Annotated in this window: 24 protein-coding genes and 1 pseudogene; 10 read left to right on the top strand and 15 right to left on the bottom strand. The window is 49.2% G+C overall.

From position 1 onward, the window contains the following. Positions 1-134: 134 nt before the first annotated feature. A complete protein-coding gene (locus tag J3L11_RS05035) occupies positions 135-881 on the bottom strand; it encodes an outer membrane protein OmpK (protein ID WP_207570330.1) in 747 nt (248 codons plus the stop codon). A gap of 443 nt (positions 882-1,324) precedes the next feature. On the opposite strand from J3L11_RS05035, the gene J3L11_RS05040 reads away from it, so the two are divergent. From J3L11_RS05040 to J3L11_RS05050, 3 genes are read left to right on the top strand one after another with little or no spacing between them, the layout of a single operon-like run. Then, positions 1,325-1,786, top strand: a complete 462-nt coding sequence (locus J3L11_RS05040) for an NfeD family protein (RefSeq protein ID WP_133040073.1) — start codon at positions 1,325-1,327, stop codon at positions 1,784-1,786. Positions 1,787-1,806: 20 nt separating this feature from the next. Next, positions 1,807-2,724, top strand: a complete 918-nt coding sequence (locus J3L11_RS05045; RefSeq protein WP_133040072.1) for a slipin family protein — start codon at positions 1,807-1,809, stop codon at positions 2,722-2,724. Then, positions 2,721-3,665, top strand: coding sequence for a stomatin-like protein (locus J3L11_RS05050; protein ID WP_207570331.1), 945 nt, complete (start codon positions 2,721-2,723; stop codon positions 3,663-3,665). Before J3L11_RS05045 ends, J3L11_RS05050 begins: the two co-directional genes overlap by 4 nt. Positions 3,666-3,756: 91 nt before the next feature. Here J3L11_RS05050 and rho read toward each other — a convergent pair whose 3' ends face one another. Both rho and trxA read right to left on the bottom strand, forming a co-directional pair. Further along, positions 3,757-5,019 carry a transcription termination factor Rho gene (gene rho, locus J3L11_RS05055; RefSeq protein ID WP_207570332.1) on the bottom strand — a complete coding sequence of 421 codons (1,263 nt, stop codon included), beginning with the start codon at positions 5,017-5,019 and terminating at the stop codon, positions 3,757-3,759. Positions 5,020-5,224: 205 nt separating this feature from the next. Beyond that, positions 5,225-5,551, bottom strand: a complete 327-nt coding sequence (gene trxA / locus J3L11_RS05060; protein ID WP_133040467.1) for a thioredoxin TrxA — start codon at positions 5,549-5,551, stop codon at positions 5,225-5,227. A gap of 151 nt (positions 5,552-5,702) precedes the next feature. Between trxA and rhlB the strand changes: the two genes are divergently transcribed. Next, positions 5,703-6,989, top strand: coding sequence for an ATP-dependent RNA helicase RhlB (rhlB, locus tag J3L11_RS05065; protein ID WP_207570333.1), 1,287 nt, complete (start codon positions 5,703-5,705; stop codon positions 6,987-6,989). Positions 6,990-7,039: 50 nt separating this feature from the next. Continuing rightward, on the top strand, positions 7,040-7,921 hold the full coding sequence (locus tag J3L11_RS05070) for an exopolyphosphatase (RefSeq protein WP_207570347.1): 882 nt from the start codon (positions 7,040-7,042) through the stop codon (positions 7,919-7,921). A 65-nt stretch (positions 7,922-7,986) separates the two neighbouring features. Here J3L11_RS05070 and J3L11_RS05075 read toward each other — a convergent pair whose 3' ends face one another. The 11 genes from J3L11_RS05075 to rraA form a co-directional block, all read right to left on the bottom strand. Next, positions 7,987-8,523, bottom strand: a complete 537-nt coding sequence (locus tag J3L11_RS05075; RefSeq protein WP_133040469.1) for a thioredoxin family protein — start codon at positions 8,521-8,523, stop codon at positions 7,987-7,989. A 162-nt stretch (positions 8,524-8,685) separates the two neighbouring features. Further along, complete coding sequence (locus J3L11_RS05080) at positions 8,686-10,569, bottom strand: diguanylate cyclase (protein WP_207570334.1); 1,884 nt, start codon at positions 10,567-10,569, stop codon at positions 8,686-8,688. Further along, a complete protein-coding gene (locus tag J3L11_RS05085; protein WP_207570335.1) occupies positions 10,569-11,366 on the bottom strand; it encodes a TatD family hydrolase in 798 nt (265 codons plus the stop codon). Before J3L11_RS05085 ends, J3L11_RS05080 begins: the two co-directional genes overlap by 1 nt. Next, the gene (locus J3L11_RS05090; protein WP_207570336.1) at positions 11,363-11,893 is read right to left on the bottom strand and encodes a hypothetical protein; all 531 of its coding nucleotides are present in this window, start codon (positions 11,891-11,893) and stop codon (positions 11,363-11,365) included. Before J3L11_RS05090 ends, J3L11_RS05085 begins: the two co-directional genes overlap by 4 nt. Positions 11,894-11,945: 52 nt before the next feature. Beyond that, positions 11,946-12,698, bottom strand: a complete 753-nt coding sequence (tatC, locus tag J3L11_RS05095; RefSeq protein ID WP_207570337.1) for a twin-arginine translocase subunit TatC — start codon at positions 12,696-12,698, stop codon at positions 11,946-11,948. Between the two features lie 10 nt (positions 12,699-12,708). Continuing rightward, positions 12,709-13,119 carry a Sec-independent protein translocase protein TatB gene (tatB, locus tag J3L11_RS05100; RefSeq protein ID WP_133040474.1) on the bottom strand — a complete coding sequence of 137 codons (411 nt, stop codon included), beginning with the start codon at positions 13,117-13,119 and terminating at the stop codon, positions 12,709-12,711. Between the two features lie 6 nt (positions 13,120-13,125). Next, positions 13,126-13,359 (bottom strand): Sec-independent protein translocase subunit TatA, encoded by a 234-nt coding sequence (gene tatA / locus J3L11_RS05105; RefSeq protein WP_133040475.1) that lies wholly within the window; start codon positions 13,357-13,359, stop codon positions 13,126-13,128. A 61-nt stretch (positions 13,360-13,420) separates the two neighbouring features. Continuing rightward, positions 13,421-15,070 carry a ubiquinone biosynthesis regulatory protein kinase UbiB gene (ubiB, locus tag J3L11_RS05110; RefSeq protein WP_189616881.1) on the bottom strand — a complete coding sequence of 550 codons (1,650 nt, stop codon included), beginning with the start codon at positions 15,068-15,070 and terminating at the stop codon, positions 13,421-13,423. Continuing rightward, a complete protein-coding gene (locus tag J3L11_RS05115) occupies positions 15,067-15,699 on the bottom strand; it encodes an SCP2 sterol-binding domain-containing protein (protein WP_189616880.1) in 633 nt (210 codons plus the stop codon). Before J3L11_RS05115 ends, ubiB begins: the two co-directional genes overlap by 4 nt. A gap of 1 nt (position 15,700) precedes the next feature. After that, positions 15,701-16,456 carry a bifunctional demethylmenaquinone methyltransferase/2-methoxy-6-polyprenyl-1,4-benzoquinol methylase UbiE gene (gene ubiE, locus J3L11_RS05120; protein ID WP_133040478.1) on the bottom strand — a complete coding sequence of 252 codons (756 nt, stop codon included), beginning with the start codon at positions 16,454-16,456 and terminating at the stop codon, positions 15,701-15,703. 240 nt (positions 16,457-16,696) lie between these two features. Further along, positions 16,697-17,182, bottom strand: a complete 486-nt coding sequence (gene rraA / locus J3L11_RS05125; RefSeq protein ID WP_133040479.1) for a ribonuclease E activity regulator RraA — start codon at positions 17,180-17,182, stop codon at positions 16,697-16,699. A gap of 291 nt (positions 17,183-17,473) precedes the next feature. Here rraA and J3L11_RS05130 point away from each other — a divergent pair, with 291 nt between their 5' ends. From J3L11_RS05130 to J3L11_RS05140, 3 genes are all read left to right on the top strand, one after another. After that, positions 17,474-17,713 (top strand): YgjV family protein, encoded by a 240-nt coding sequence (locus J3L11_RS05130; protein ID WP_189616879.1) that lies wholly within the window; start codon positions 17,474-17,476, stop codon positions 17,711-17,713. 95 nt (positions 17,714-17,808) lie between these two features. Further along, a complete protein-coding gene (locus J3L11_RS05135; protein ID WP_207570338.1) occupies positions 17,809-18,330 on the top strand; it encodes a phosphatase PAP2 family protein in 522 nt (173 codons plus the stop codon). A gap of 3 nt (positions 18,331-18,333) precedes the next feature. Continuing rightward, positions 18,334-19,428, top strand: coding sequence for an MJ1255/VC2487 family glycosyltransferase (locus J3L11_RS05140; RefSeq protein WP_207570339.1), 1,095 nt, complete (start codon positions 18,334-18,336; stop codon positions 19,426-19,428). A gap of 4 nt (positions 19,429-19,432) precedes the next feature. On the opposite strand, the gene J3L11_RS05145 is transcribed toward J3L11_RS05140, so the two are convergent. Beyond that, positions 19,433-19,813 carry a DUF971 domain-containing protein gene (locus tag J3L11_RS05145; protein WP_207570340.1) on the bottom strand — a complete coding sequence of 127 codons (381 nt, stop codon included), beginning with the start codon at positions 19,811-19,813 and terminating at the stop codon, positions 19,433-19,435. Between the two features lie 201 nt (positions 19,814-20,014). Between J3L11_RS05145 and J3L11_RS05150 the strand changes: the two are divergent. Then, positions 20,015-22,552, top strand: a pseudogene (locus J3L11_RS05150) (winged helix-turn-helix domain-containing protein); the annotation flags it as partial. A 107-nt stretch (positions 22,553-22,659) separates the two neighbouring features. Then, positions 22,660-22,931 (top strand): hypothetical protein (locus J3L11_RS05155; protein WP_207570342.1); only part of this gene is annotated, 272 nt, incomplete at its 3' end.

Genomic DNA, 22,931 nt, shown 5'->3' on the forward strand with positions numbered 1-22,931 from the left:
GATGACACGGCGCTCAATCCTGCGGAGGTTGAATCTACTTGGGTTGGCGATGATTGCGGTAAAAAAGCGACTGCCAGGTGACAAAAAACCCGGAGCTTCAACAGATCCGGGTTTAATTTTACGTCGTCTGCAGATTAGAAGTGGTACTTCACTATCACTGAGTAGGTGTCTTGATCGATACCGTCTACGCCGTATTTGTTCTTCCAATAATCGTACTCAATCCCGACCAGCAAACGGTTCTTTTGCGCAGCGCCGAAGATGACGGCACCGAGATCATATTTGATCTGTGGGTTGATGTGGATGTTTTCCTTGTAACCTAAGTCACCGTCAGAGGCAAATACCCAGTCAATAAAGCCGTCGAATACGATGTTACTATTGCCAACGGGGATATCCATACGCCATACCGGTGTGAACTGCCAGCCGCTGCTGTTGTTATTGTTCGCATCACGACGATAGGTATTTAACTGCAGGTAGGAGAAATAAGGCACTTTGAAATCCAGCCCCACACCGTACAGGAAGCTTTCTACATCCCCTTCACCGTGTTCATAAGTCAGTGCCAGTGATACGTCAGTAATAGCACCATAACCTATTTGTTGTCCCAGAATTTTACTGGCACTGAAGCGTGGTGAAATTTCACCATAGTTGGTGTTGGCATCGCCATTGGAATCATTCAGATGAATAAAGTCGTGAAACAGGAACCAGTCGCCATATTTCCAGCCACCGGCAGATTCAATGGTTACCGTAGTCTGTTCTTCCGAGGGCGCCAGTTTATAGTTGTCACCATACAGTACGGTGACACTGGTATCGGTCCACTGTACCAAATCTTCACAGAACGCTTGTGGTGACAGCAACAGTGCCAGCAATAGGCAGGTTTTCTTCATTTTGGGTTATTCCTAGTTGTAGAGTAATAAGCAATGCAATTATCGTGACCGGTATAGCGTTCCATTGGTGCAAAAATAATCACGTCCTATGGTGGAATTCTTTGATTCACCCCCGGCTTAAAAAACCAAGGCAATATAGGGAAAAACCGAGCAGGACTCAAAGGATTTTTACATTTTCGCTGTTTTTCTTTGAAAAGTGATTAATTTATTGAATATAAACAATAATTGTTATTTTATGACAGTGAAATAGCATTGAATTTGCCGTATCCCGTCGGCACAGATATTGAATTTGTGATCCCGTTGTAATTTCTGCCGAGATTTCCACCATTGTTTTAGCAAATTTTCATTCAGTTTTATTTCATCTTTTGACATATTATGTCGAATCGGTTAAAAACTGTTGCTATAGTGATGCGGTGGAGACTTGATTTCGAGGGGGAAGAAATATGATGTCTTCGGATGCTGTGTGGTACTGGTTGCTCGCCGGGGCGGCGTTGATGTTAGCGGAGTTGGTGATTCCTGGCGGCATAGTGGTATTTCTTGGTGCCGCTTGTGTGGTGGTCGCTGGCGCGCTCTGGGCCGGTATAGTACATGGTTGGGTACAGAGCCTGACGCTTTGGTTTATCAGTTCCATCGTGTTGCTGCTGAGCTTCCGGCAGGTAACACAACGCATGCTGGGCGGCGACTCCCATGTTGATAATACTGATGAAGAATTGGATATCTACAATCAACGAGCACAGGTGAAGGAGGCCATCGGACCGGGTGAAAAGACCGGACGTATTACGTTTCAGGGGGCCGACTGGCCAGCATTGGGGGATGGCAGCGTGATCCCTGCTGGCACCGCCGTCAGAATCATCTGTCGTGAGAATATCGCCTTGGTGGTGGAGCCGTTGCAAGACGGTGAATAATAACAAACAGGAAGGACGCTATGTTTGCTTTTACCATTCTGATCCTTTTTATAGGATTCATACTTTACAAATTACTGCTTATTGTGCCGATGCGTGAAGTGCATGTTATTGAACGTCTTGGTAAATTTCGCACTGTGCTGGAGCCAGGATTTCACTTCTTGATCCCATTTTTTGACCGCGTCGCCTATCGTCACGATACCCGCGAGCAGGTGCTGGATGTGCCGCCGCAAAGCTGCATTTCCAAAGATAATATTCAACTGGAAGTTGATGGTTTGGTGTACCTCAAGGTGATGGATGGCAAGTTGGCCAGCTATGGTATCGAGGATTATCGCTTGGCGGCGGTGAATCTGGCACAAACCACCATGCGTTCTGAGATCGGTAAACTTAGCCTCAGCGAGACTTTTTCAGAACGAGAGCGTCTGAATGAAGCTATTGTACGCGAGATTGACAAAGCGTCAAATCCCTGGGGGATCAAGATGTTGCGTTATGAAATCAAGAACATCAGCCCATCGCGACATGTGATCCACACCCTAGAAAAGCAGATGGAAGCGGAACGGCGTAAGCGTGCCGAAATTACTCTTGCCAGTGCCGAGAAGGCGGCGATGATCAATCTGTCGCAAGGGGAACGCCAGGAGGCGATCAATATCTCTGAAGGCCAGAAGCAAAAGCGTATTAACGAAGCTAAAGGCACGGCACAAGAAATTGCCATTGTTGCTAATGCACAGGCGCAGGCGATGTCATTGGTCGCTCAGGCGCTGGCAGCCGATGGTGGTAATGAAGCCATGAATATGCAGCTGAAGGAGCAATTTATCGAACAGATAGGACAAGTGATTGCTCAGGCAGATATTGCGGTGGTACCGACTGAACTGGCCAAAATAGAAGGATTTTTTGAGGGTATGGAGCAGGTTGCCGACAGTGTAAAAGGAGCAAAAGTATGATCCCGACTGAATTTGATACCGACATGCTGGTGTTAGCGATCTGGGGCGTTATTTTCCTGATTTTCATCGTGAATCTGTTCCGTTCTATTCGGTTGGTGCCAACCAAGTCGGCCTATATTGTTGAACGGCTTGGTAAATACCACTCGACCCTGGACGCCGGGTTCCACGCCTTAATTCCCTTTGCTGATAAAGTGGCTTATATCCATGATCTCAAAGAGGAAACCATTGATGTACCGCCACAGGAATGTTTTTCCAGTGACGAAGTGAATGTCGAAGTTGATGGGGTGATCTATCTGTCGGTTGTCGATCCTGTTAAGGCGAGTTATGGCGTTACCAATTACCGCTATGCGGCGATTCAACTGGCTCAGACAACCACACGTTCCGTGATTGGTACGCTAGAGTTGGATCGTACGTTTGAAGAGCGGGATCTGATTAGCGCTAAGGTGGTGGAGGTGTTAGATCAGGCCGGGGCCTCTTGGGGCATCCGAGTACACCGCTACGAAATCAAGAATATTACTCCGCCAGAGACTGTCAAGAATGCCATGGAAATGCAGGTGAATGCGGAGCGCGAGCGGCGGGCGCTGCTGGCGAAAAGTGAAGGTGATAAGCAGAGTAAAATTAACCGTTCTGAAGGGGTGAAACAGGAGATGATCAACCTGTCGGAAGGCGAGATGCAGCGGCGTATTAACGAGGCTGAGGGTAAGGCGCAGGAGATCCTTGCGCTAGCACAGGCAACGGCAGAATCGATTGAGAAACTGGCGGCGGTGATCAGTGCGCCCGGCGGTCGTAACGCGCTTAGGATGCAACTGGGTGAGCAGTATCTGAGCAAACTCAATAAACTGGGGAAAGCGGGGAGCCGGGTGGTTGTGCCCGCCAATCTGGTGGATTTCCAGCAGTGGATGAGCGCGATTGGTCTACAGGAAGATAAGACCACCAACTGAAATTTCAGTAACAAAAAGGCCGCATCCTCGCGGCCTTTGACTTTCCAGCTATGAACCACTGATAGTGGCTAGCATCTCTGGAAGGTTATCTTTACTTGGCGCGTTTCATCGCGGTAAAGAATTCTTCATTGGTTTTGGTCATCGCCAGCTTGTCGATCAGGAATTCCATGGCGCTGACTTCATCCATCGGGTTCAGGATTTTCCGCAGGATCCACATTTTCTGCAGTTCATCTGGCGTCGTCAGCTTTTCTTCACGACGAGTGCCTGAGCGGTTGAAGTCGATGGCTGGGAACACGCGTTTTTCTGCCGCTTTACGTGACAGATGCAGTTCCTGGTTACCTGTGCCCTTAAACTCTTCGTAAATGACTTCATCCATCTTCGAGCCGGTATCGATCAATGCCGTGGCGATAATGGTCAAGCTGCCACCGTTTTCAATATTACGAGCAGCACCGAAGAAGCGCTTAGGACGATGCAGGGCGTTGGCATCCACACCACCTGTCAATACCTTACCAGAGGACGGCACTACCGTGTTGTAAGCGCGCGCTAGGCGAGTGATAGAGTCCAGCAGAATCACCACGTCTTTTTTGTGCTCTACCAGGCGCTTGGCTTTTTCAATCACCATTTCGGCTACCTGCACATGTCGGCTTGCGGGTTCGTCGAAGGTAGAGGCAATAACTTCACCCTTTACCAGCCGTTGCATTTCGGTTACTTCTTCAGGCCGTTCGTCAATCAGCAATACCATCAACACAACTTCTGGGTTGTTGTAAGTGATGGACTGAGCGATGTTCTGCAGCAGCAGTGTCTTACCTGCTTTAGGCGGCGCGACAATTAAACCACGCTGACCTTTACCGATAGGTGAGCACAGATCCAAGATACGGGCAGTGATATCTTCGGTAGAACCGTTGCCACGTTCCATGCGCAAACGTTCTTCGGCGTGCAGTGGCGTAAGGTTTTCAAACAGGATCTTGTTGCGGGAGTTTTCGGGTTTATCAAAGTTAACTTCGTTAACTTTTAGCAGCGCAAAATAACGTTCACCTTCTTTGGGTGGACGGATTTTACCGAAAATTGTATCGCCCGTTCGCATGTTGAAACGACGGATCTGGCTCGGCGAAACATAGATATCGTCAGGACCGGCAAGATAAGAACCATCGGAACTGCGCAGAAATCCGAAACCATCCTGCAGAATTTCCAGTACGCCACCGCCGAAGATATCCTCGCCGCTTTTTGAGTGAGCTTTAAGAATGGAGAAAATGATGTCCTGCTTGCGGGCACGGGCCATATTCTCCAGATTCATTTCTTCGGCCAGAGCGACTAAGTCAGCAATAGACTTGTTTTTTAATTCAGTTAAATTCATTTTGGTGGGTCTTGTTTTTAGCGACAAAGCTTACGCGCGTGCTCAATCACTCAAAATGGATTTGAAGGAAATTGATTGAACTGCGAGAAGTGGGTTTTAGATAAAATCTGCTTAATAAGTTAGCACTATAAAGCGGAAGCGTCCAGCGGTTTACTTGCCCGGCAAGCAATTTATTGTGATTGCGTGCCGGGTGTCACTTCTTGCACTAGATTTGCGCGTCAATAAACTCTTTCAGTTGAGTCTTAGACAGCGCACCAACTTTAGTGGCGGCTAATTCACCATTTTTGAACAACAACAGCGTTGGGATACCGCGGATACCGTATTTTGCCGGGGTAGCATTATTCTGATCTACGTTGACTTTCGCGATTGTCAGTTTGCCATCGTATTCAGTGGCTACGTCATCCAGGATTGGGGCAATCATTTTGCATGGGCCACACCACTCGGCCCAAAAGTCTACCAGTACTGGCTTGTCTGACTTCAGCACTTCAGATTCGAAGCTGTCATCGCTTACATAGATAATTTTGTCACTCATGATCTTCTCCATTGGTTGCCATTACTGGCCTGTAATCGGCATTACCTGTATATTGGGGCCGTGAAACAGTAAATCAAGTTATCGTTTTTCCTTGTTGCTATTTCAAACTATCGAGTATCTTATTGCAACCCAAAACTGGTATGCTTCCGCTATGAGCGAAACACATTTATCTCAACAAAAATTTGCCGATCTGCCACTGCACCCTGAAGTGATTCAGGCGCTGGTAGAGAACGGTTTTGAATACTGTACGCCAATCCAGGCGTTATCGCTGCCGGTGCTACTGGAAGGTAAGGATATTGCCGGCCAGGCCCAAACTGGTACGGGAAAAACGCTGGCATTTCTAGTCGCCACCTTTGATTACCTGTTATCTCATCCTGTCCCCGAAAATCGTCAGCTCAATCAACCTCGTGCCATTATTATGGCCCCGACCAGAGAACTGGCAATCCAGATCGCTAAAGATGGCAAACTGTTGTCTCAGCATACCGGTTTGAAACTGGGGATTGTCTATGGTGGTGAGGGTTATGATACCCAGCGTAAAGTGCTGGATGCGGGTGTAGACATTCTGGTTGGTACCACCGGACGGATTATCGATTATGTACGTCAAGGGGTGATTAATCTGGGGGCCATCCAGGCGGTAGTTCTTGATGAGGCGGATCGAATGTTTGATCTGGGCTTTATCAAGGACATCCGTTTTCTGTTTCGGCGCATGCCTGCGGCTGATCAGCGACTGAATATGCTGTTCTCAGCCACGTTGTCGATGAAGGTACAGGAACTGGCATATGATCACATGAACGACCCTGTCAAAGTGGAAATTACGCCAGAAGAGAAGACCTCAAAGAACATTAAGGAAGAGCTGTTCTATCCCTCGATGGAAGATAAAGTCCCCTTGCTGTTGACCTTGATTGAAGAAGATTGGCCTGAAAAGGCTATTGTCTTTGCTAATACCAAACACCAGTGTGAAAACTTGTGGGGTTGGCTGGAAGGTGATGGTCACCGCGTGGGTTTACTGACCGGTGATGTGCCGCAGAAAAAACGTCTGAAAATTCTGGAACAGTTCACTAAGGGGGAACTGGATATATTGGTAGCAACTGATGTGGCTGCCCGTGGACTGCATATTCCACATGTTTCTCATGTGTATAACTTTGATTTACCGGATGACTGCGAAGATTATGTGCACCGGATCGGTCGTACTGGACGCGCTGGTGAAAAAGGTGCTTCGGTCAGTTTCGCCTGTGAAGAATATGCGCTAAATCTGCCGGACATTGAGACTTATATTGGACATATCATCCCGGTAAGTTCCTATGACCGCGAAGCTCTGCTTGATGATATTCCGGCGCCAGTCAAGCTGCATCGCCGGGTGACCCCTCGTAATAAAAGAGAACGGGCACAAGGGAGCCGACCAGCAGGACGTCGCCCTGACCGTAGCCGCAGGAACTGACATATTTGAGTCTCTACGCGGCCATAACTCTGGGATCTAATAGTTTTAATATGCTGGTGGCTCATACCGTGAGCAACCAGCCAAAAGTCATCGCAAAGTACAAACGTAAAGTACGTCTGGCTGAGGGGATCGGCAGCGATGGCCGATTGCAGAGCAATGCCATGCAACGTGGCCTGGATTGTCTGGCAATGTTTGCCGAGATGCTGCGGCAACATGGTGTAGCGTCCGCCAATGTGGCAGTGGTTGCAACCGCTACGTTGCGTAGTATCAATAATGCCGACGAATTCAATGCCCGTGCGTTACCGATATTGGGGCTCCCTATCGAGATCATCTGTGGGATGCGTGAGGCCGAGCTTATCTACCAAGGCATGGTCGCCACTACTCAAGGTCATGGGCGCCGATTAGTGATAGATATTGGTGGTGCTAGTACTGAATTTATCATCGGTGATGGCGAGCAATTGCTGTTTAAAACCAGTTTGCCCTTTGGCAGTGTGACTTATAATCGAGCCTTTTTCAGTTCCGCACCGCTGCAACAGATGGACTTCGATGATGTGCAGCTAAGTGTTGCCAATGCATTGGGAGAGTACCGTCAGCAACTATTGGCGTTGGGCTGGCATGCTGTGGTTGGCGCTTCTGGAGCGGTGCAATCTGTGGTGGAGCTACTACAGCATCGCGGCGTCTCGGAGATCATTACTGCGGCGGTGCTGCAACAACTTAAGCTGGAAATCCTCGCGGAGAAATCACTGGATTTGCCCGGTATTAAGGGCTTATCACGAGAGCGCGCCCCGACTTTTGCCGCTGGCGTGGCAATATTGTTGGCGTTGTTTGAGCTATTACAAATTCAGCAGTTGGCGTTGTCTGGCGGTGCGCTGCGTGAAGGCGTGTTGCTGATGCTGGCAAAACGTGTTGCCGGAGAGACTATCGCGCTGTAAGCCGCGATACTCACATCAAAAAAGGATCGCACGCGATCCTTTCTGTTTTATGGGTAATTGAGCCATTACCCAAGAATTTTGGCGAGGTCTTTTTCAAGGGACTCGGTCGGACGCTCCACAATGCGACCAATCTCTTTGCCGTCCTGGATCACCATAAAGGTTGGAATACGTTTAAATTCATATTTTGCGGCCAGCCCTTCTGGGTCGTGTTTTTTACGATCGACCCCAATAAATTTGACGGAAATATTCGGGTTATTCACCGCTTCCATAATCTTGATAAAACGTGGTGTTTCCCGATGACAATCTGGGCACCAAGTACCAATGATCACGACAATCTGGGTCGGTTTGCTGACAGCTTTTAATGGTGCAATCGCCGCTGTATCTACCTCGTAACTCTGGTAGCCGCTTTTAAATGGTGGTAATTCAGTCACCAGTTTCTTACCGTCAATGACTCCGGTCAGGATCACTTCCTGTTGTTCTTGCTTACAGGTCGCCATAAAGCCGCCTTCGTTCTCTTTAAAATTACAACCGTCATTGGCCAATGTCTGGCAGCTGAAAAACAGCGCTGTGGTGGCCAGCAATACTCTTACACTTTGCTGCATTGTACTTCCTTAAAGCCTCCTAAACCAAGGTAATGATTCAACCACCAGTGTTGCCATCCACAAAGGAGTAAAGAGTATGAATGTTAGCAGGATCACTAAATTAGCGTCCCTATTGGCGGATATTTTGGTAAATGACAATGCAGGATAGAAATTCGATAAATTTCAATCTTTCTCGGTTGGTGGCTGATGACAACAAACCCGATTCCGTCCTTGGTGTTTGGCCTGATACAGCGCCTGGTCAGCCTGTGCCAGCAATTGCACCGTGTCGCTATCGGCGGTAATAACTCCGGCACTAACGCCTATACTGGCGGTGAGGTCGATGGTCTGTCCACCCCATGACACCGTCAACGCTGCAATCGCAGTCCGTAGCTGCTCTGCCAACTGGCTGGCACCCGCAACATCGGTATTAGGCAGGATCACCGCAAATTCTTCGCCACCGAAGCGGGCAACGAGATCTCCGGGACGTTTTAAGTGCGCCTTCAGTGTTTCAGCAATGGCTTTTAGTGTCTGATCCCCAGCTAAATGCCCATAGGTATCATTGATGGTTTTGAATTTATCAATATCCAACATCAACATGGCTAACGGGGTTTGTTGGCGGCGGCTGATCCGACCTTCTGCCAGCAATTTTTTATCAAAAGCGTCCCGATTGTAAGTACCGGTGAGCGCATCCAATTGCGATTTCTCTGTGAGTTTGCGATTGGCCTCGTTTAGCTCGCGCATCGCAAATTCTAGCTCCAGCGTGCGTTCTTGCACCATACGTTCGAGCCGTTCGTTACTTTTGGCTTCCAGCAAAAGTGCTTCTTCTTTAGCTTCACGGATCCTTTGTGACTGCATGAGCGCTTCGTGCTGGATACGCATTTTGGATTTTCGTTCTTCGTTATAACGTACCGCCAACACCGCCGCCATGAACACAATCTCAACCGTGAGCCCCAACATCGAAGGGGTCAGTGGATTGATCGGTAGTGACAATAATCCTATGTACATAAATACACTGACCAGAACCCCGGTGGTTTTACCTATAGACGATAAAGCATATAAGCGTGCCAGTTGGTTGCCTTTTATCGCTTGTTGCATGCTGATCAGCAGCAAGATGATGACCACCACCACTACAGCCAACAACTCACCGTACAATGCAATGCTATAAGGCAGAAGCAACGAAACCGGAATTAATATCCCACATGCAGCGGTCAATATTCTCCCCAATCTTAGCAGTGAGCGACTGAAGTACTTAAGCTGCAAGGCTTTCTCAGTAAATAGAACATTGAACATCAACACCAACGGAATTAGCGGTGCAATAATGTGATTTTGTAATTGTGGGGACTCGGGCCATAGATGATTAAATGCTGTGCCATTGATGCTGGCAACCAGCAACGCCATTGCCAGCACGTATCCGCAATAATAGCCATAGCTGAAAGAGCCAGTGGTCACCGCCATAAACAGGGAAAATAGCCCAATAGCCCCAAGAATGCCTAACTGGATCCCCTGCAGCACGTTTTCATCGCTGACATGCTGTAGTAGATGATCAGGTGTCCACAGTTGGATAGGCAGATAGCTGGAGCCGTGCGTTTGCACTTGGATCCAGAAATCGTGTATTTCCTTATCGTGCATCAGGAACGGATAAATAAAACTATTAAGTAACAGTGGCCGTTGATTAAATACTAGGGTATCTCCCATATTTACCGTCTGTTGCAATTGACCATTAACAAAATGATAGACGGTGAGCCGATCGATATCAGGATTATCAAATTCCAATAACCAGTTATGGGAAATATTTGGCTCCTGTAGCAAGCGGAAATGATACCAGTCACCATCGCTGCCAATGGATAGCAGGCGTTGCTTATTCGCCGGTTGCCAAGCACTTTCCGGCAATGCCATTACCTGCAGCAGTGTGGCCTCGGCGGGCTGTTGGGTAAACAAAGTATATTGTTTGAGGTTTATTGTACTGGTGTCGGATCCGCTGACCATTAAAGGCATGACACCATAAGCGAAGGGGTTGACGGCAACTGTCGCGAATAATAACAGTATCAGGCCCAGCCACCTTTTCATTATGCCAGCTCCAGACCAAATAATCGCAGACTGTTTTGATAGCATTGTTGCGCGAGCTGCTGCGTTGGTTGTTGTCGTAACTCGGCTACGAATTCAGCAATATAGGGTAAGTACTTGGGTTCATTACGACCGGATTTAGGTTTTGGTCGCATACTGCGTGGCAATAAATATGGGCTGTCGGTTTCTAGTAGCAGCCGCTCCGCTGGGATGTCAGCGACTGCTTCTGCCAAGGCTTGTCCCCGTCGTTCATCACAGACCCAACCGGTGATGCCTAAATACAGATCGAGTGCGTTATAGTCAGCCACCTGCTGCTTATCTCCCGTAAAGCAATGCAGCAGGGCAGCTGGCAGTGATGACCGATAACGGCTCAATATATTGAGAAAATCCTCATGGGCTTCACGCTGATGCATCAGGACTGGCATTTGTAACTGTGCGGCTAACGCGAGTTGCGCTTCAAAAGCAGCGAGTTGTTGTTCGCGGCTAGAATAGTTGCGGTCAAAGTCGAGGCCACATTCTCCCACTGCCACGACTGGCGCCTGAGTACAGAGCTTGGTGAGTTGTTGCAAGCTGTCATTGTGCCAGTCATCCGCATGATGTGGATGTACACCTGCGGTGGTGTAGAGTTGTTGGGGATACTGTTTCGCAACCTCGATACAGCGTTCACTTTCAGCGAGGTCACTGCCGATCAGCAGCAAAGGCGAGACGCCAGCATCCTTGGCATCTTGAATCACCTGTATCAGGTCCTGTTCCAGTTTGCTGCCAATCAGATTGACCGCAACGTCCATGTAACGGTTCACTGCAGACGCTTTACTCTGATACTGTTATTAGTACCGTCCACATGCATCAAGAAAGAGCCCAACGCGGCCTTTTCTATGACAACTGTCTGGCCTTGTTTAACTCGAAAAGACTCACTACCTATCTGTTGCCAGACTTGGCCATTAGCGAGTGTTACCGTATAGCCGCCGCGTAATCCCTTTTGTGCAAAGGTGACCGGGTAACGAATTTGTTCAAGCGCTTGATTATCCTCTTTTCTCGGCGCACCAAACTCAGCAACAGCATCTGCTTTTACTGATGTTTTTGGGGGGGGCGTCAATGATGGCGCGGTGGCTAGCTCAGATGTTAGCGCCGGATTTGGCGAGGTATTGGCGTTAGTTTCAGTGGCAGATACCGCAACATGTTCACTCGCTTTGGCAAGCTGATCATAGCATTGCAGTCGAGATGCATTGTCAGCAATGGTGGCGCAATGCGCCAACTGCTGTTCAATAGCGGCTTGGGCGTGGGATGTTAACAAACAAGACACTACAGCAATACACAAGTAACGCATCCAATAATCCTTATGTCAATTGAGATGGCAAATCGTATTGCTGTGGGGCTGACTACGGATTTTCCTCGACTTCTTCCTCGTCGTCTTTATCCGCCTTTTTGCTGTAAAAACGGGCGGCAAATAAGCCCCCTTCAAACAGCAATAACATGGGCACTGCCAGCATCGTCTGTGAAATCACATCGGGTGGTGTCAGCAACATCCCCACAACAAACGCCCCTACAATAATGTATGGACGCTGTGCTTTCAAATCTTCTGGTGAAGTTACGCCAGCCCAGCATAACAGTACCACGGCGATGGGGATTTCAAAGGCCAAGCCAAAGGCAAAGAACAACTTTAGAACGAAGTTAAGGTAGCTGTTAATGTCGGTAGCCACTTGCACGCCTTCGGGGCTGGCATTGGCGAAGAAACCGAATACCAGAGGAAAGACTACATAATAGGCAAAACAGATCCCAAGATAGAACAGGATGGTGCTACTGAATAACAGTGGAGAAATCAGACGCTTTTCATGTTTGTAGAGTCCAGGTGCCACAAAGGCCCAAATCTGGTACAACACATAAGGAATAGCAATAAAAAATGCCAACACCAGCGTCAGTTTAAACGGGGCAAAAAACGGTGCGGCCACATCGGTGGCAATCATGGTGCCGCCGGAGGGCAACGCCTTAAGTAAAGGCACGGCCATGTAGTGATAGATATCTTTGGCCCAGTATACGATTGCCAGAAATACGATTAACACGCTGGCAGTGGCTCTGAGCAATCGATTGCGCAGTTCCAGCAAGTGACTGATTAACGGTTGCTGTTGCGACATTTTTTACCCGCTATTTTTTATCAGTGTCGGAGGCAGATGAAGGCTCGGCAGTCGCTGTCTCAGCAGGTACTTCAGTCGCTGCTGGTTTGCTGTCGTCTACGGCTTTGGCAGGTTTGTCACTGTCAATCTGATAAGGACGATTGACCGACTGCGCGGCTTCTTTTAGCTGGTTGATAGATTCCTGCAATTCAGGGGACAGATTACCCAATCCCTTGCTTTCCGCCTTTTTTAAATCGGCGTGCAGTTGTTCCAGCTTGAGTTCTTGTTCAAGCTCATCCTTTACCGAATTAGCCATGCGTTTCATGGTTCGGATAAAGTTGGAGATAGTACGAACCGCTATAGGTAGACGTTCGGGGCCGAGTACCACCAGCCCCAAAATCCCAATCAACAGCAGTTCGGAAAAACCGATACCATCGAACATGAGAGATTACGCCTGTTCTTTGTCCTTGGACTCAGGCTTCTTCTCAGTTGCCTCGGCAGATTCGCTTTTCGCTGCATTATTCTCGATGGACTTGGTTTCCTCTTCAGGGGACATAGCATTCTTGAATCCTTTCACAGCGCCGCCCAAATCGCTACCAAGTGAACGCAGCTTCTTGGTACCGAACAGCAGTACAACAATTAATGCGATGATGAGAAGTTGCCAAATACTGATACCACCCATGAAGGTTTCCTCTTAACTCATTGTTCGGTTCTATTATGAACGTTTGATTAGCAAATACGAATTAAAATTTTCGGATCTTTGGCCTGGATCGCCATCCAATAAGCCAGAATACCACCCCAGCACCCAGACAGCTGTGGGAAAGCCAAAGTGTAACGTCACGGCTGAATAATATAGTGCCGCAGATCAACAAAACAGCAGAAGTGATAAGCAGATAGTTGCTTTTATGTGACTTCTGTTGGTGTCTCAAATACTTATCTAACATCTGCTGCTGCGAACCTAACAGGTTTCTGCCCAACCGCAGGTTGTCGTAAATCAGTTCAGGAATTTCTGGCAGCTTATCTGACCAATAAGGCAACTGGGCTTTTGCTTTGCGCAGCATCGCCTTGGGCCCCACCTGTTCCGCCATCCAGTTTTCCAAAAACGGCTTGGCAGTCTGCCACAAATCCAGTTGCGGATACAGCTGTCGCCCCAAACCTTCGATGTAAAGTAAAGTTTTTTCCAGCAATACCAGTTGCGGCTGTACCACAATGTCGAAGCGGCGAGCGGTACGGAACAGTTCCAGCAGCACATGACCGAAAGAGATTTCGTTGAGCGGCTTATTAAACATGGGTTCGCAAACAACTTTGACGGCCTGCTCAAAGGCCAACAAATCGGTATCAGGCGACACCCAGCCAGACTCCACATAAAGCTGTGCAATACGGCGATAATCACGGTTGAAAAAGGCCAGGAAATTTTCCGCCAGATAACGTTTATCCGTGTCGCTGAGGGTGCCCATGATGCCGCAATCAAGCCCTATGTAATAGGGATCTTGCGGATGCTCGCGGGAGATAAAAATATTGCCGGGGTGCATATCTGCGTGAAAGAAATTGTCGCGGAACACCTGGGTGAAAAATAGCTGGACACCTTTCTCGGCCAGTAATTTGAGGTTGGTACCCTGCGCCCTTAACGCAGCAATGTCTGACACCGGGATGCCATAAATGCGCTCTAGCACCAACAAACGTGGATGACTCAGTTCTTCATACACGTAAGGCACATATAAGGCGTTGGAGTCGAGAAAGTTGTTGCGCAGCCGGATAGTATTCAGCGCTTCCAGCTTCAGGTTCAGCTCACCCATGATAGTGGTACGGTAATCTTCCACTACTTCAGCTGGCCGCAGGCGATTATTGGGGCCTAGCAGGGTTTCCAATAGCGCTGCCGTCTGGCTCATAAGCTGCAGGTCGGCCACTATCTGCTTTTCAACATTCGGTCGCAGCACTTTCAGCACTACCGGTTTGCCGTTGGACTTTAGGATAGCGGTGTGTACTTGGGAGATGGATGCTGACGCCAGCGGTTTTTCATCGAAATCATCGAACAGCGACTCAATAGGCGCTTTCAGTTCGACTTCAATGGCTTGGCGGGCAAGCTTGGAGTCAAACGGCGGCACCCGATCTTGTAGCATCGCTAGCTCGTAGGCCCATTCATCACTGAGCAGGTCACGGCGGGTTGATAGCATCTGACCAAATTTAATGTAAACCGGCCCGAGTTCCTGTAGCGCCAGTTTCAGCCGTTCACCGCCGGGTTTTTGCTTATGGCGGTTGCGCAGCCAGAACAGGCTTAAACGCCATAACCGAAAGTACCAAGGCGCAAGTTTAGGGGGTAACAGTTCGTCCAGACCATAGTGCAGAGCGATACTGATGACCTGATAAGCGCGTTTGATACTGGTGAAACTCATGGGCTGATTTTATCCTTCAAGGTGGCGATTCGCTGCTCCAGTGCTGCCACTGCCGCAGTCAGCTCATCAATTCTGTCGCAATGACGAATAAATTCAAGCTTATGCGGTGCCACTTTATATTCCTCGGTTGCTAACTGACCAAGATGAGACCAGGTTTTTTGCAGTACTTGTTTGCATCCTTCGCTGGCGCGGCTGGCACCAGTTGTGAGCCAGTAGGTCGGGGCATCACCCAGCAGCTTTGATAATGGCTCGGCAATATCAATCCTGACATTTTGCAAAAAATTGCTAAATTGCTGCAGCAGTGTCAGGTCGCCTTCTATACGCAACTTATCCTGTTTAATCAGCTCAGTAAGACTTTCACCTTCCCGTAGTCGATAGAGATCGGCGGCATCGCCAATCACTTTTACATCGACAGTGCCCTGATATTCACTCAGTACCTGGATCTCATTGGCGAATACCAGATACAAGGGCCAGGACAGTTGCTTGAGCTCAAAGCAGAACACTTTGCCATGTAATGGTTTCAGTCGCAGCGCTTCGTTGCCTGCGGCCTGCACAAGTTTGGCTAATGCCGCTTCCAGTGCTCCACAACCGAGCAGACGCCACTGGCTGTCAAGGCTCCATGTTGTCATATCAGAACTTGTAACCCCGGTGCAGCGCCACGATGCCATCCGTCATGTTGATGTAATCCACCTGCTCTAAACCTGCATCTTGCATCATGCCTTTCAGAGTTTCCTGATCTGGGTGCATCCGAATGGATTCCGCCAGATATTCGTAACTGTCGGCATCATGCGCCACCAGTTTGCCAATCAGTGGCAGCATCTTGAAGCTGTAGAGATCATAGGCTTTGTTCATAAAGGTGTGCTGTGGTTTGGAAAACTCCAGTACCAACAGCTTGCCGCCTGGTTTCAGTACCCGTTGCATCGAGCGTAATGCAGCATCTTTATCGGTGACATTACGTAAACCAAAGGCGATGGTGATGATATCAAAAGTGTTATCTGGGAACGGCAGTGCTTCGGCGTTGGCTTGCACGTAACTGACATTACCCACCACGCCTTTATCTCGTAGTTTGCTGCGGCCCACTTTCAGCATGGAGTCATTGATATCCGCCAGGATCACTTCACCACTATCACCTACCAGATGCGAAAACTTAGCAGTCAAATCGCCAGTGCCGCCTGCAAGATCCAGCACTTTCATTCCCGGGCGTGCACCCGCACATTCGATGGTAAAGCGTTTCCAGAGTCGGTGAATACCAAAGGACAACACATCGTTCATAATGTCGTAGCGAGTGGCCACAGAGTGAAACACGCCAGCAACCATTTCAGCCTTTTTGGCAGCATCAACAGTTTTATAGCCAAAATGCGTGCTTTTGGAAGAATCTTCAGACATCTATCGTGTATTCCTTTGATTAACTAATGATGGCTGGCAGTGTATGCCTTCAGAGGTGTTGGCTGAATCTCAGCACTGCCAAGCTGTGATCACTGCAGGAAAAACCTGTTTCAATCAGGTTGAGCATTAGACCACAAACTGTCGCAAGAGCATAGTCTGTGACGTGCGATATTCATGGTCTCAGCGGCAACAAAAAAAGCCGGCAGTGCCGACTTTTTGGGTTAACTGCGGTAGTCGGGATTATTCTAGGTCCAGCGGTTCTGGAGACAAAATAACACCGGTGTTATCGGCATAGATATGATCGCCTGGTAGGAAGGTTACGCCGCCAAAGTTCACTGGCACGTCCACTTCACCGGTGGCATTGGCATCAGCGCCAACCGGGATCGACGCAATAGCCTGAATGCCGATGTCCATATCTTCCAAGGCATCCACCTCACGCACACTGCCGTAAACGATGATCCCTTCCCAGTTGTTAGTTACCGCTAATTCCGCCACTGCGGCATCAACCAGCGCTCGGCGCAGCGAACCACCGCCGTCCACCAGTAACACTTTACCTTCACCATCTTCCTGCAGTACATCCAGGATCAGTCCATTGTCCTCAAAGCATTTCACGGTACTGATGGCGCCACCAAAGGAACTGCAGCCACCATAGTTACTGAACATGGGTTCCACAACGTCAACAACATCCAGGTACATGTCACAAAGTTCTGAAGTGTTGTATTCCATAATCAAACTCCTGTTTTTCCGCTCGGACTGAGACGGCATCGGTTAGCGCACTAAAAGTCAGTATATAAGGGATTCGTTAAAAGAAAAGTGCCATTAATCACGCAATTGTCTCACTTGGTTTACCGTCTGGTATGGCAAATTGCGGACGAAATTCGTTACGCCAGAGAAATATCGTCTGTTAGTATATGCTCCCTAAAATTTACTTTCCCCTGTTTTTTAATCTGCTTTTGGGGCACGGATCCCCCGTTTAGCATAAGGATGGCAGAGGGCCTTACTGTAAGGTACCTGAAGATGGAAACGCTTAATGCGGTTGATGTCATTGGCTACAGTGCCTCCTTGATGGTGGCGTTATCGCTGATGATGAAAGATATTGTGCGACTGCGCTGGGTAAATCTGTGTGGTTGCGGATTATTTGTCGCCTACGGTGTGGCCATTGCCTCCTGGCCTGTGGTGTCGATGAATGCCTTTGGCGCCTGCGTTAACATCTACTACTTGTTGAAAACCTATCGCCAACCCGCGATGTTATCTTAATGTTGCACTTGTCATAAAAGCTTAGGGGAACTGTCACGGTCGCGTCATCGCCACTTCTTAGTCTCTACAACAGATGACTGGATGGAGTGGGCGCCATGCTGTTACACCTTGCAGAGCTGGATCGCCGGGGTTTTTGTCTGCTGTTGTTCTGGGGCAAAAAGTACCGGCTGACACCGATAGCCTTAAAGCTGTCGGCTTCGGGCAACGGCCCAACCTACCTATATCTGGCAGTATTGTTACTGCTATTGCATCGTGATGGCCAGTCTTTCTTCAACCTGCTGTTAGCCAGTTTTATGCTGGAATTGCCTTGCTATCTGCTACTGAAAAACACCATTCGCCGCACGCGTCCCTGTCATTGCTTACCTGCGGGACTGGTGCACGATTTTGAACCTTCCGATCGCTATAGCCTGCCTTCCGGTCATACCGCTGGTGCCTATGTGTTTGCCTGTGCGGTGCTGCAGGTGTATCCGCAATTCGGTGTACCAGTGTTGTGCTGGGCCGCCTTGGTAGGTGGCTCTCGGATAGTACTCGGGGTGCATTACCCGCTGGATATTGTGGCCGGCATGATGCTCGGCTGTTCTTCCGGTTATTGGGCCGGACAATTGTTACAAGGTTGATTAATGCGGATTCTTTATGGAGTGCAGGGGACGGGAAATGGCCACTTAAGCCGTGCTCGCGTTATGGCTAAAGCGCTGGCAGCTCATGGCGTTACCGTGGATTATCTGTTCAGTGGCCGCGCTGCCGATAAATATTTTGATATGCAGGCGTTTGGGGATTTCCGGGCGCTTGCCGGACTGTCTTTTGCCACACATCGCGGCAAGGTGAATATTGCCGCTACCGTGCACCACAACTCGTTACTAGGCTTGTGGCGTGATATCCGGGCGTTGGATCTCTCCGGTTATGATCTGGTGTTGAATGATTTTGAACCAATCTCCGCCTGGGCAGCGCGGCGCCAAGGGGTTACCTGCATTGGTATCAGTCATCAGGCGGCACTGCGTTGGCCAGTGCCCAAGGTGGGCGGCAGTTGGTTCAATGATGGATTACTTGAGTATTTTGCGCCAGTCACCATGGCGTTAGGGTGTCATTGGCATCATTTTGGGTTTCCGATATTACCGCCATTTGTGGAAGTGGCGCCGGTTACCTGCGAGCAAACCCATGAAATTCTAGTGTATCTGCCGTTTGAAAGTGCTGACGATATCTGCACGCTGTTACTGCCGTTCGACAGTCACGAGTTCCACGTCTATCACGCCGCGAGCGCACCTAAACAACTGCCTGCACATGTGCATTGGCACGGGTTTAATCGTGAGGGGTTTAAAGCATCGATGGCGCGTTGTGGCGGAGTGATAGGTAATGCGGGGTTTGAGCTGGCCAGCGAAGCGATGACACTGGGTAAAAAATTGCTGGTAAAACCGCTGATGGGGCAGTTCGAACAGTTATCCAATGTGGCGGCGTTGGAGTTGCTGGCGGCGGCTGAAAGTATGCACAGCCTCAACCGCCAAACGTTACGCCGTTGGTTACGCGCCAGTAATCCGCAGCCTATCTGTTATCCCGATGTGGGCGATATGCTGGTGAGTTGGTTGCTGCAAGGCAACTGGCAGGACACACAAACGCTGTGTCAGGAGATGTGGTCAAAAGTGCAGTTGCCGGACAGTTGGTTTTCACGTCAGGATAGCCAAGCGTTAAGTCAAACGCTGGCCCGGCCAATGTCGCGTTGACCCCTTAGCTGTAACGGATTTGCATGTCGATTAATGGTTCGCGACTGCCTTTTTCGGCGCGCAACCGTGCCAGATACTGCTGCCATAGCGCTTCACGATTGACACAGAACTGGTACAAAATATCCCAAGAAAACAAACCTGTATCATGGCCGTCATCAAAGATCAGTTTCACCGCATAGTTGCCTACAGGTTCAATGGCCTTGATATTCACATTGCGTTTATGGGTAACCAAGGTGGGATTACCATGTCCTTGCACTTCGGCTGAAGGTGAGTTAACTCGTAAAAATTCGCAGGTAAGCTGGTATTCATTGCCATCATCAAAAGCGATTTCCAGCAGGCGTGACTTACGTTTGAGTTTCAGTGAGGTGACTTTGTGACTGCTCATGAGTGTTCCGTTACCAAAAACATTTGCCTTATGGTGACGCGCTCTGCCGCAAAAGTGAATCCCAAGAATGCATAAGTGTTAATCGGGAAGTGTTATGACTGACAAATAGCACTGGCAGTTATGTAAAACACTTGTAATAATGCCTTGTATTTTCTGTTGTTTTGACAGAAGCAGTTTTTTTGACGCAGTGGACGCAAACTGATGACCCAAAGTACCTTTTATTTTGGCGAATGGCAGATAAACCCTGATGCCAACACTCTGCAGAAAGGACGCAGGCAGAAGCAAGTAGAACCCAAAGCCATGGATGTGCTGCTGTATCTGTGTCGCCATGCAGGCGAGGTGATCAGTGCCGAAACCCTGCTCAGCGAATGTTGGTCGGGTATCGACACTGGCGATAACCCACTGCACAAGACGATCAATCAGTTACGGCGCGCCTTAGATGACAGCGCTACCAGCCCAGTTTATATCGAAACCATCCGTAAGCGCGGTTACCGCACGCTGGCCGAGGTGCGTTTCCCTATCGGCCATGAGCAGAGTGTGGCACCGCAGCAATGGCAAGGGGATTCACCTTTCCCCGGCTTGCGGGCTTATACCGCCGCCGATGCCAAGGTATTTTTCGGCCGTAGTGAACAGATCCAACTGCTGCTGGAACGAATTGCCCAGCAAGTGCGCTTTGGCCGCGATTTTTGTCTGGTACTTGGCCCCAGTGGCAGCGGTAAATCATCACTGATCCATGCGGGCATCGTGCCCAATCTGATGTCGGAACAGGGCGCTAATGGCTTAGGATTACTCGACCACGCCACACTCGATTTGGCCGATGTGCAAGCGGGCGACCTGTTGCTGTCACTGGCAAGCACTATGCTGGATTGGGAGTTGAACGATGCGCCAGTATTTGCGGGCGAAAGCGCGAGTACCTTGGCCGCTAAGTTGCTGGAACCTGCCACCCTGCTGGCGGGGCTGCAACCCTTGCTGCAACACACTCAATATGGCACTGCTCGTTTCGGCCTGTTTATTGATCGGTTAGAAGTGCTGTTATCGTCACCCCTGTTCAGAGATGACGAGCGGCAGCAGTTTGTCGATGTGCTGGAACAACTGGCTCACAGCCGCGCGATATTGGTGCTCAGCGCCTGCCGTAACGATTTTTACCCACAACTGATGAGTTATCCGAGCCTGCGGGCAGGCAAGGGCAGCGGTGCGCATTTCGATCTAGCACCTCCTGGGCGCCAGGAATTGTTGCAGATGATCCGCTTACCGGCAGTCAGCGCTGGGCTGAGCTGGCAGCAAGACCCTGACACCGCTATGCCCTTGGATGAAATCCTCTGTGCCGATGCGGCGAGCAATCCTGATGCCTTACCGCTGCTGCAATACACCTTGCAGCAACTGTATTTGCAACGTGCCGCCGATGGCACCATGCAGATTGCCGTGTATCAAGCCTTGGGTGGCATCGAAGGCGCCATTGGGAAAACCGCTGATGCGCTGTTGGCTTCCCTTGGCGAGCCGGAGCAACAGGCGCTGTCGCGGGTGTTGTCACTATTAGTGACATTGCGGGAAGACGAACAGTCCATCACCAGCCGCAGTGCCCGCTGGGATCAGCTGCAAACCGAAGCTGAAAAAACACTGGTGCAGGCGATGGTCGAACAGCGTCTGTTTGTGTCCTCGCTAAATCAGCAACAGGCCGGGTTTCATGTAGCGCACGAAGCGCTGCTGCGGCGTTGGCCCAAAGCGGTGGCGTGGATCAACCAACACAAAGACAGTCTGGCGCAGCGGGCTCGCCTGTATCACCAAAGCCGCCGCTGGTTGGCAGAACACAAAAGTGGTGCTTTTCTGCTGGTGGATGGAAAACCTCTGCAACAGGCGCAACTATTGACCCAAAACCCGTTGTTTACCCTGGATGCCGGTGAGCAGCAGTTTGTCCACGCCTCGACTCAACGGGCATTCTGGCGGCGCTGGACGCGCCGCAGCACGGTGCTGCTGTTATGTGTGTTAACGGTGATCTCAGTGACCATGAGCCTGCGTAGCCAGCAGGCACAGCAGCAAGCCACCGCTCGGCGCTTAGATGCCGAAAATTTGTTAGGTTTTATGGTGGGCGATTTTGCCGACAAACTGCGTAGCATCGGCCGTATGGATTTGCTGGATGGTATTTCCAACAAGGCGCTGGAATACTTTACCGCTAAAGGCAACATTCAGGACAAAACCTTGGGCTTTGAAGGGCGCTTTCAGCATGGGCAAACGCTGGAAGCCATTGGCGAAGTCGCCTATTCCCGTGGTAAAACCGATGAGGCCAAAAATGCCTTACTGGCCGCACAACAAGAGTTTTTACCGCTACTGGATGAACAGCCAAACAATCTGGATTTGCTAAAATCCCTCGGTGCCAATGCTTTCTGGCAAGGGCAGTTGGCCTACGACAAGGCCGACTGGCAGCCAACTTTGGAACACTTCAAGCAGTATCTAATCTACAGCCAGCGGATGGTGGACATTGCTCCCGACAACAAAGATGCTCAGATGGAACTGTCATACGCCCTGAATAGTTTGGGTTCGGTGCAGCTCAAATTAAAACACTTTAAAGAAGCCAAATCCCTGTTTGAGCAGTCATTGGCTCAAAAAGAAGTGCTGTTTGTGGCAGTTCCGGCAAATCAGTCCTTTGTGGGTGATATTGCGGATACCCGTTCCTGGTTAGCCAGCGCACTGGTAGCAGAAGGCGACACTGATGCCGCCATTAAAGTGTGGGAATCGATCCGTAGTGACTTTGATAAGCTAGAATATAAAGATAATGCTTATATCCAAGATCGTATTTCTTCTGCGATGATATTCTTGGGACGATACTATTTTTATAAGGGTAATAGAAGTTGTCTCTAAAAATATTAACTGAAGCGGATGATAAAATATCTGGTGAACTGCAGCAAGATATGAATAATTCTGTGTGGAAAAGGGATTTTGTAAACATTAGGTTTAATAAATTGTATTTCGATTATTTAATAAATGATGTCTTTAGAACTGATTATCTAAGAGATATTAAAGGTGTGCTTTTATCATTGGATAAAGATTCAGAGCACTATAGCATTCTTAATGCGCGTGTCAATTTTGCAGAGTTTTTATATTATTTTAAAAGCCATAATTA

The organism is Shewanella sp. 4t3-1-2LB, assembly GCF_017368415.1.
GTDB classification, from domain to species: domain Bacteria; phylum Pseudomonadota; class Gammaproteobacteria; order Enterobacterales; family Shewanellaceae; genus Shewanella; species Shewanella fodinae.

Coding starts and splice junctions, on each gene's coding strand:
- ubiE (WP_133040478.1), bottom strand. CDS start 16,456: ATGTCTGAAGATTCTTCCAAAAGCACGCATTTTGGCTATAAAACTGTT.
- J3L11_RS05045 (WP_133040072.1), top strand. CDS start 1,807: ATGTTTGCTTTTACCATTCTGATCCTTTTTATAGGATTCATACTTTAC.
- J3L11_RS05040 (WP_133040073.1), top strand. CDS start 1,325: ATGATGTCTTCGGATGCTGTGTGGTACTGGTTGCTCGCCGGGGCGGCG.
- J3L11_RS05135 (WP_207570338.1), top strand. CDS start 17,809: ATGCTGTTACACCTTGCAGAGCTGGATCGCCGGGGTTTTTGTCTGCTG.
- tatC (WP_207570337.1), bottom strand. CDS start 12,698: ATGTCGCAACAGCAACCGTTAATCAGTCACTTGCTGGAACTGCGCAAT.
- tatB (WP_133040474.1), bottom strand. CDS start 13,119: ATGTTCGATGGTATCGGTTTTTCCGAACTGCTGTTGATTGGGATTTTG.
- J3L11_RS05075 (WP_133040469.1), bottom strand. CDS start 8,523: ATGCAGCAAAGTGTAAGAGTATTGCTGGCCACCACAGCGCTGTTTTTC.
- rraA (WP_133040479.1), bottom strand. CDS start 17,182: ATGGAATACAACACTTCAGAACTTTGTGACATGTACCTGGATGTTGTT.
- J3L11_RS05130 (WP_189616879.1), top strand. CDS start 17,474: ATGGAAACGCTTAATGCGGTTGATGTCATTGGCTACAGTGCCTCCTTG.
- J3L11_RS05035 (WP_207570330.1), bottom strand. CDS start 881: ATGAAGAAAACCTGCCTATTGCTGGCACTGTTGCTGTCACCACAAGCG.
- J3L11_RS05090 (WP_207570336.1), bottom strand. CDS start 11,893: ATGCGTTACTTGTGTATTGCTGTAGTGTCTTGTTTGTTAACATCCCAC.
- J3L11_RS05050 (WP_207570331.1), top strand. CDS start 2,721: ATGATCCCGACTGAATTTGATACCGACATGCTGGTGTTAGCGATCTGG.
- ubiB (WP_189616881.1), bottom strand. CDS start 15,070: ATGAGTTTCACCAGTATCAAACGCGCTTATCAGGTCATCAGTATCGCT.
- rho (WP_207570332.1), bottom strand. CDS start 5,019: ATGAATTTAACTGAATTAAAAAACAAGTCTATTGCTGACTTAGTCGCT.
- rhlB (WP_207570333.1), top strand. CDS start 5,703: ATGAGCGAAACACATTTATCTCAACAAAAATTTGCCGATCTGCCACTG.
- J3L11_RS05070 (WP_207570347.1), top strand. CDS start 7,040: ATGCTGGTGGCTCATACCGTGAGCAACCAGCCAAAAGTCATCGCAAAG.
- trxA (WP_133040467.1), bottom strand. CDS start 5,551: ATGAGTGACAAAATTATCTATGTAAGCGATGACAGCTTCGAATCTGAA.
- J3L11_RS05140 (WP_207570339.1), top strand. CDS start 18,334: ATGCGGATTCTTTATGGAGTGCAGGGGACGGGAAATGGCCACTTAAGC.
- J3L11_RS05115 (WP_189616880.1), bottom strand. CDS start 15,699: ATGACAACATGGAGCCTTGACAGCCAGTGGCGTCTGCTCGGTTGTGGA.
- tatA (WP_133040475.1), bottom strand. CDS start 13,359: ATGGGTGGTATCAGTATTTGGCAACTTCTCATCATCGCATTAATTGTT.
- J3L11_RS05145 (WP_207570340.1), bottom strand. CDS start 19,813: ATGAGCAGTCACAAAGTCACCTCACTGAAACTCAAACGTAAGTCACGC.
- J3L11_RS05080 (WP_207570334.1), bottom strand. CDS start 10,569: ATGAAAAGGTGGCTGGGCCTGATACTGTTATTATTCGCGACAGTTGCC.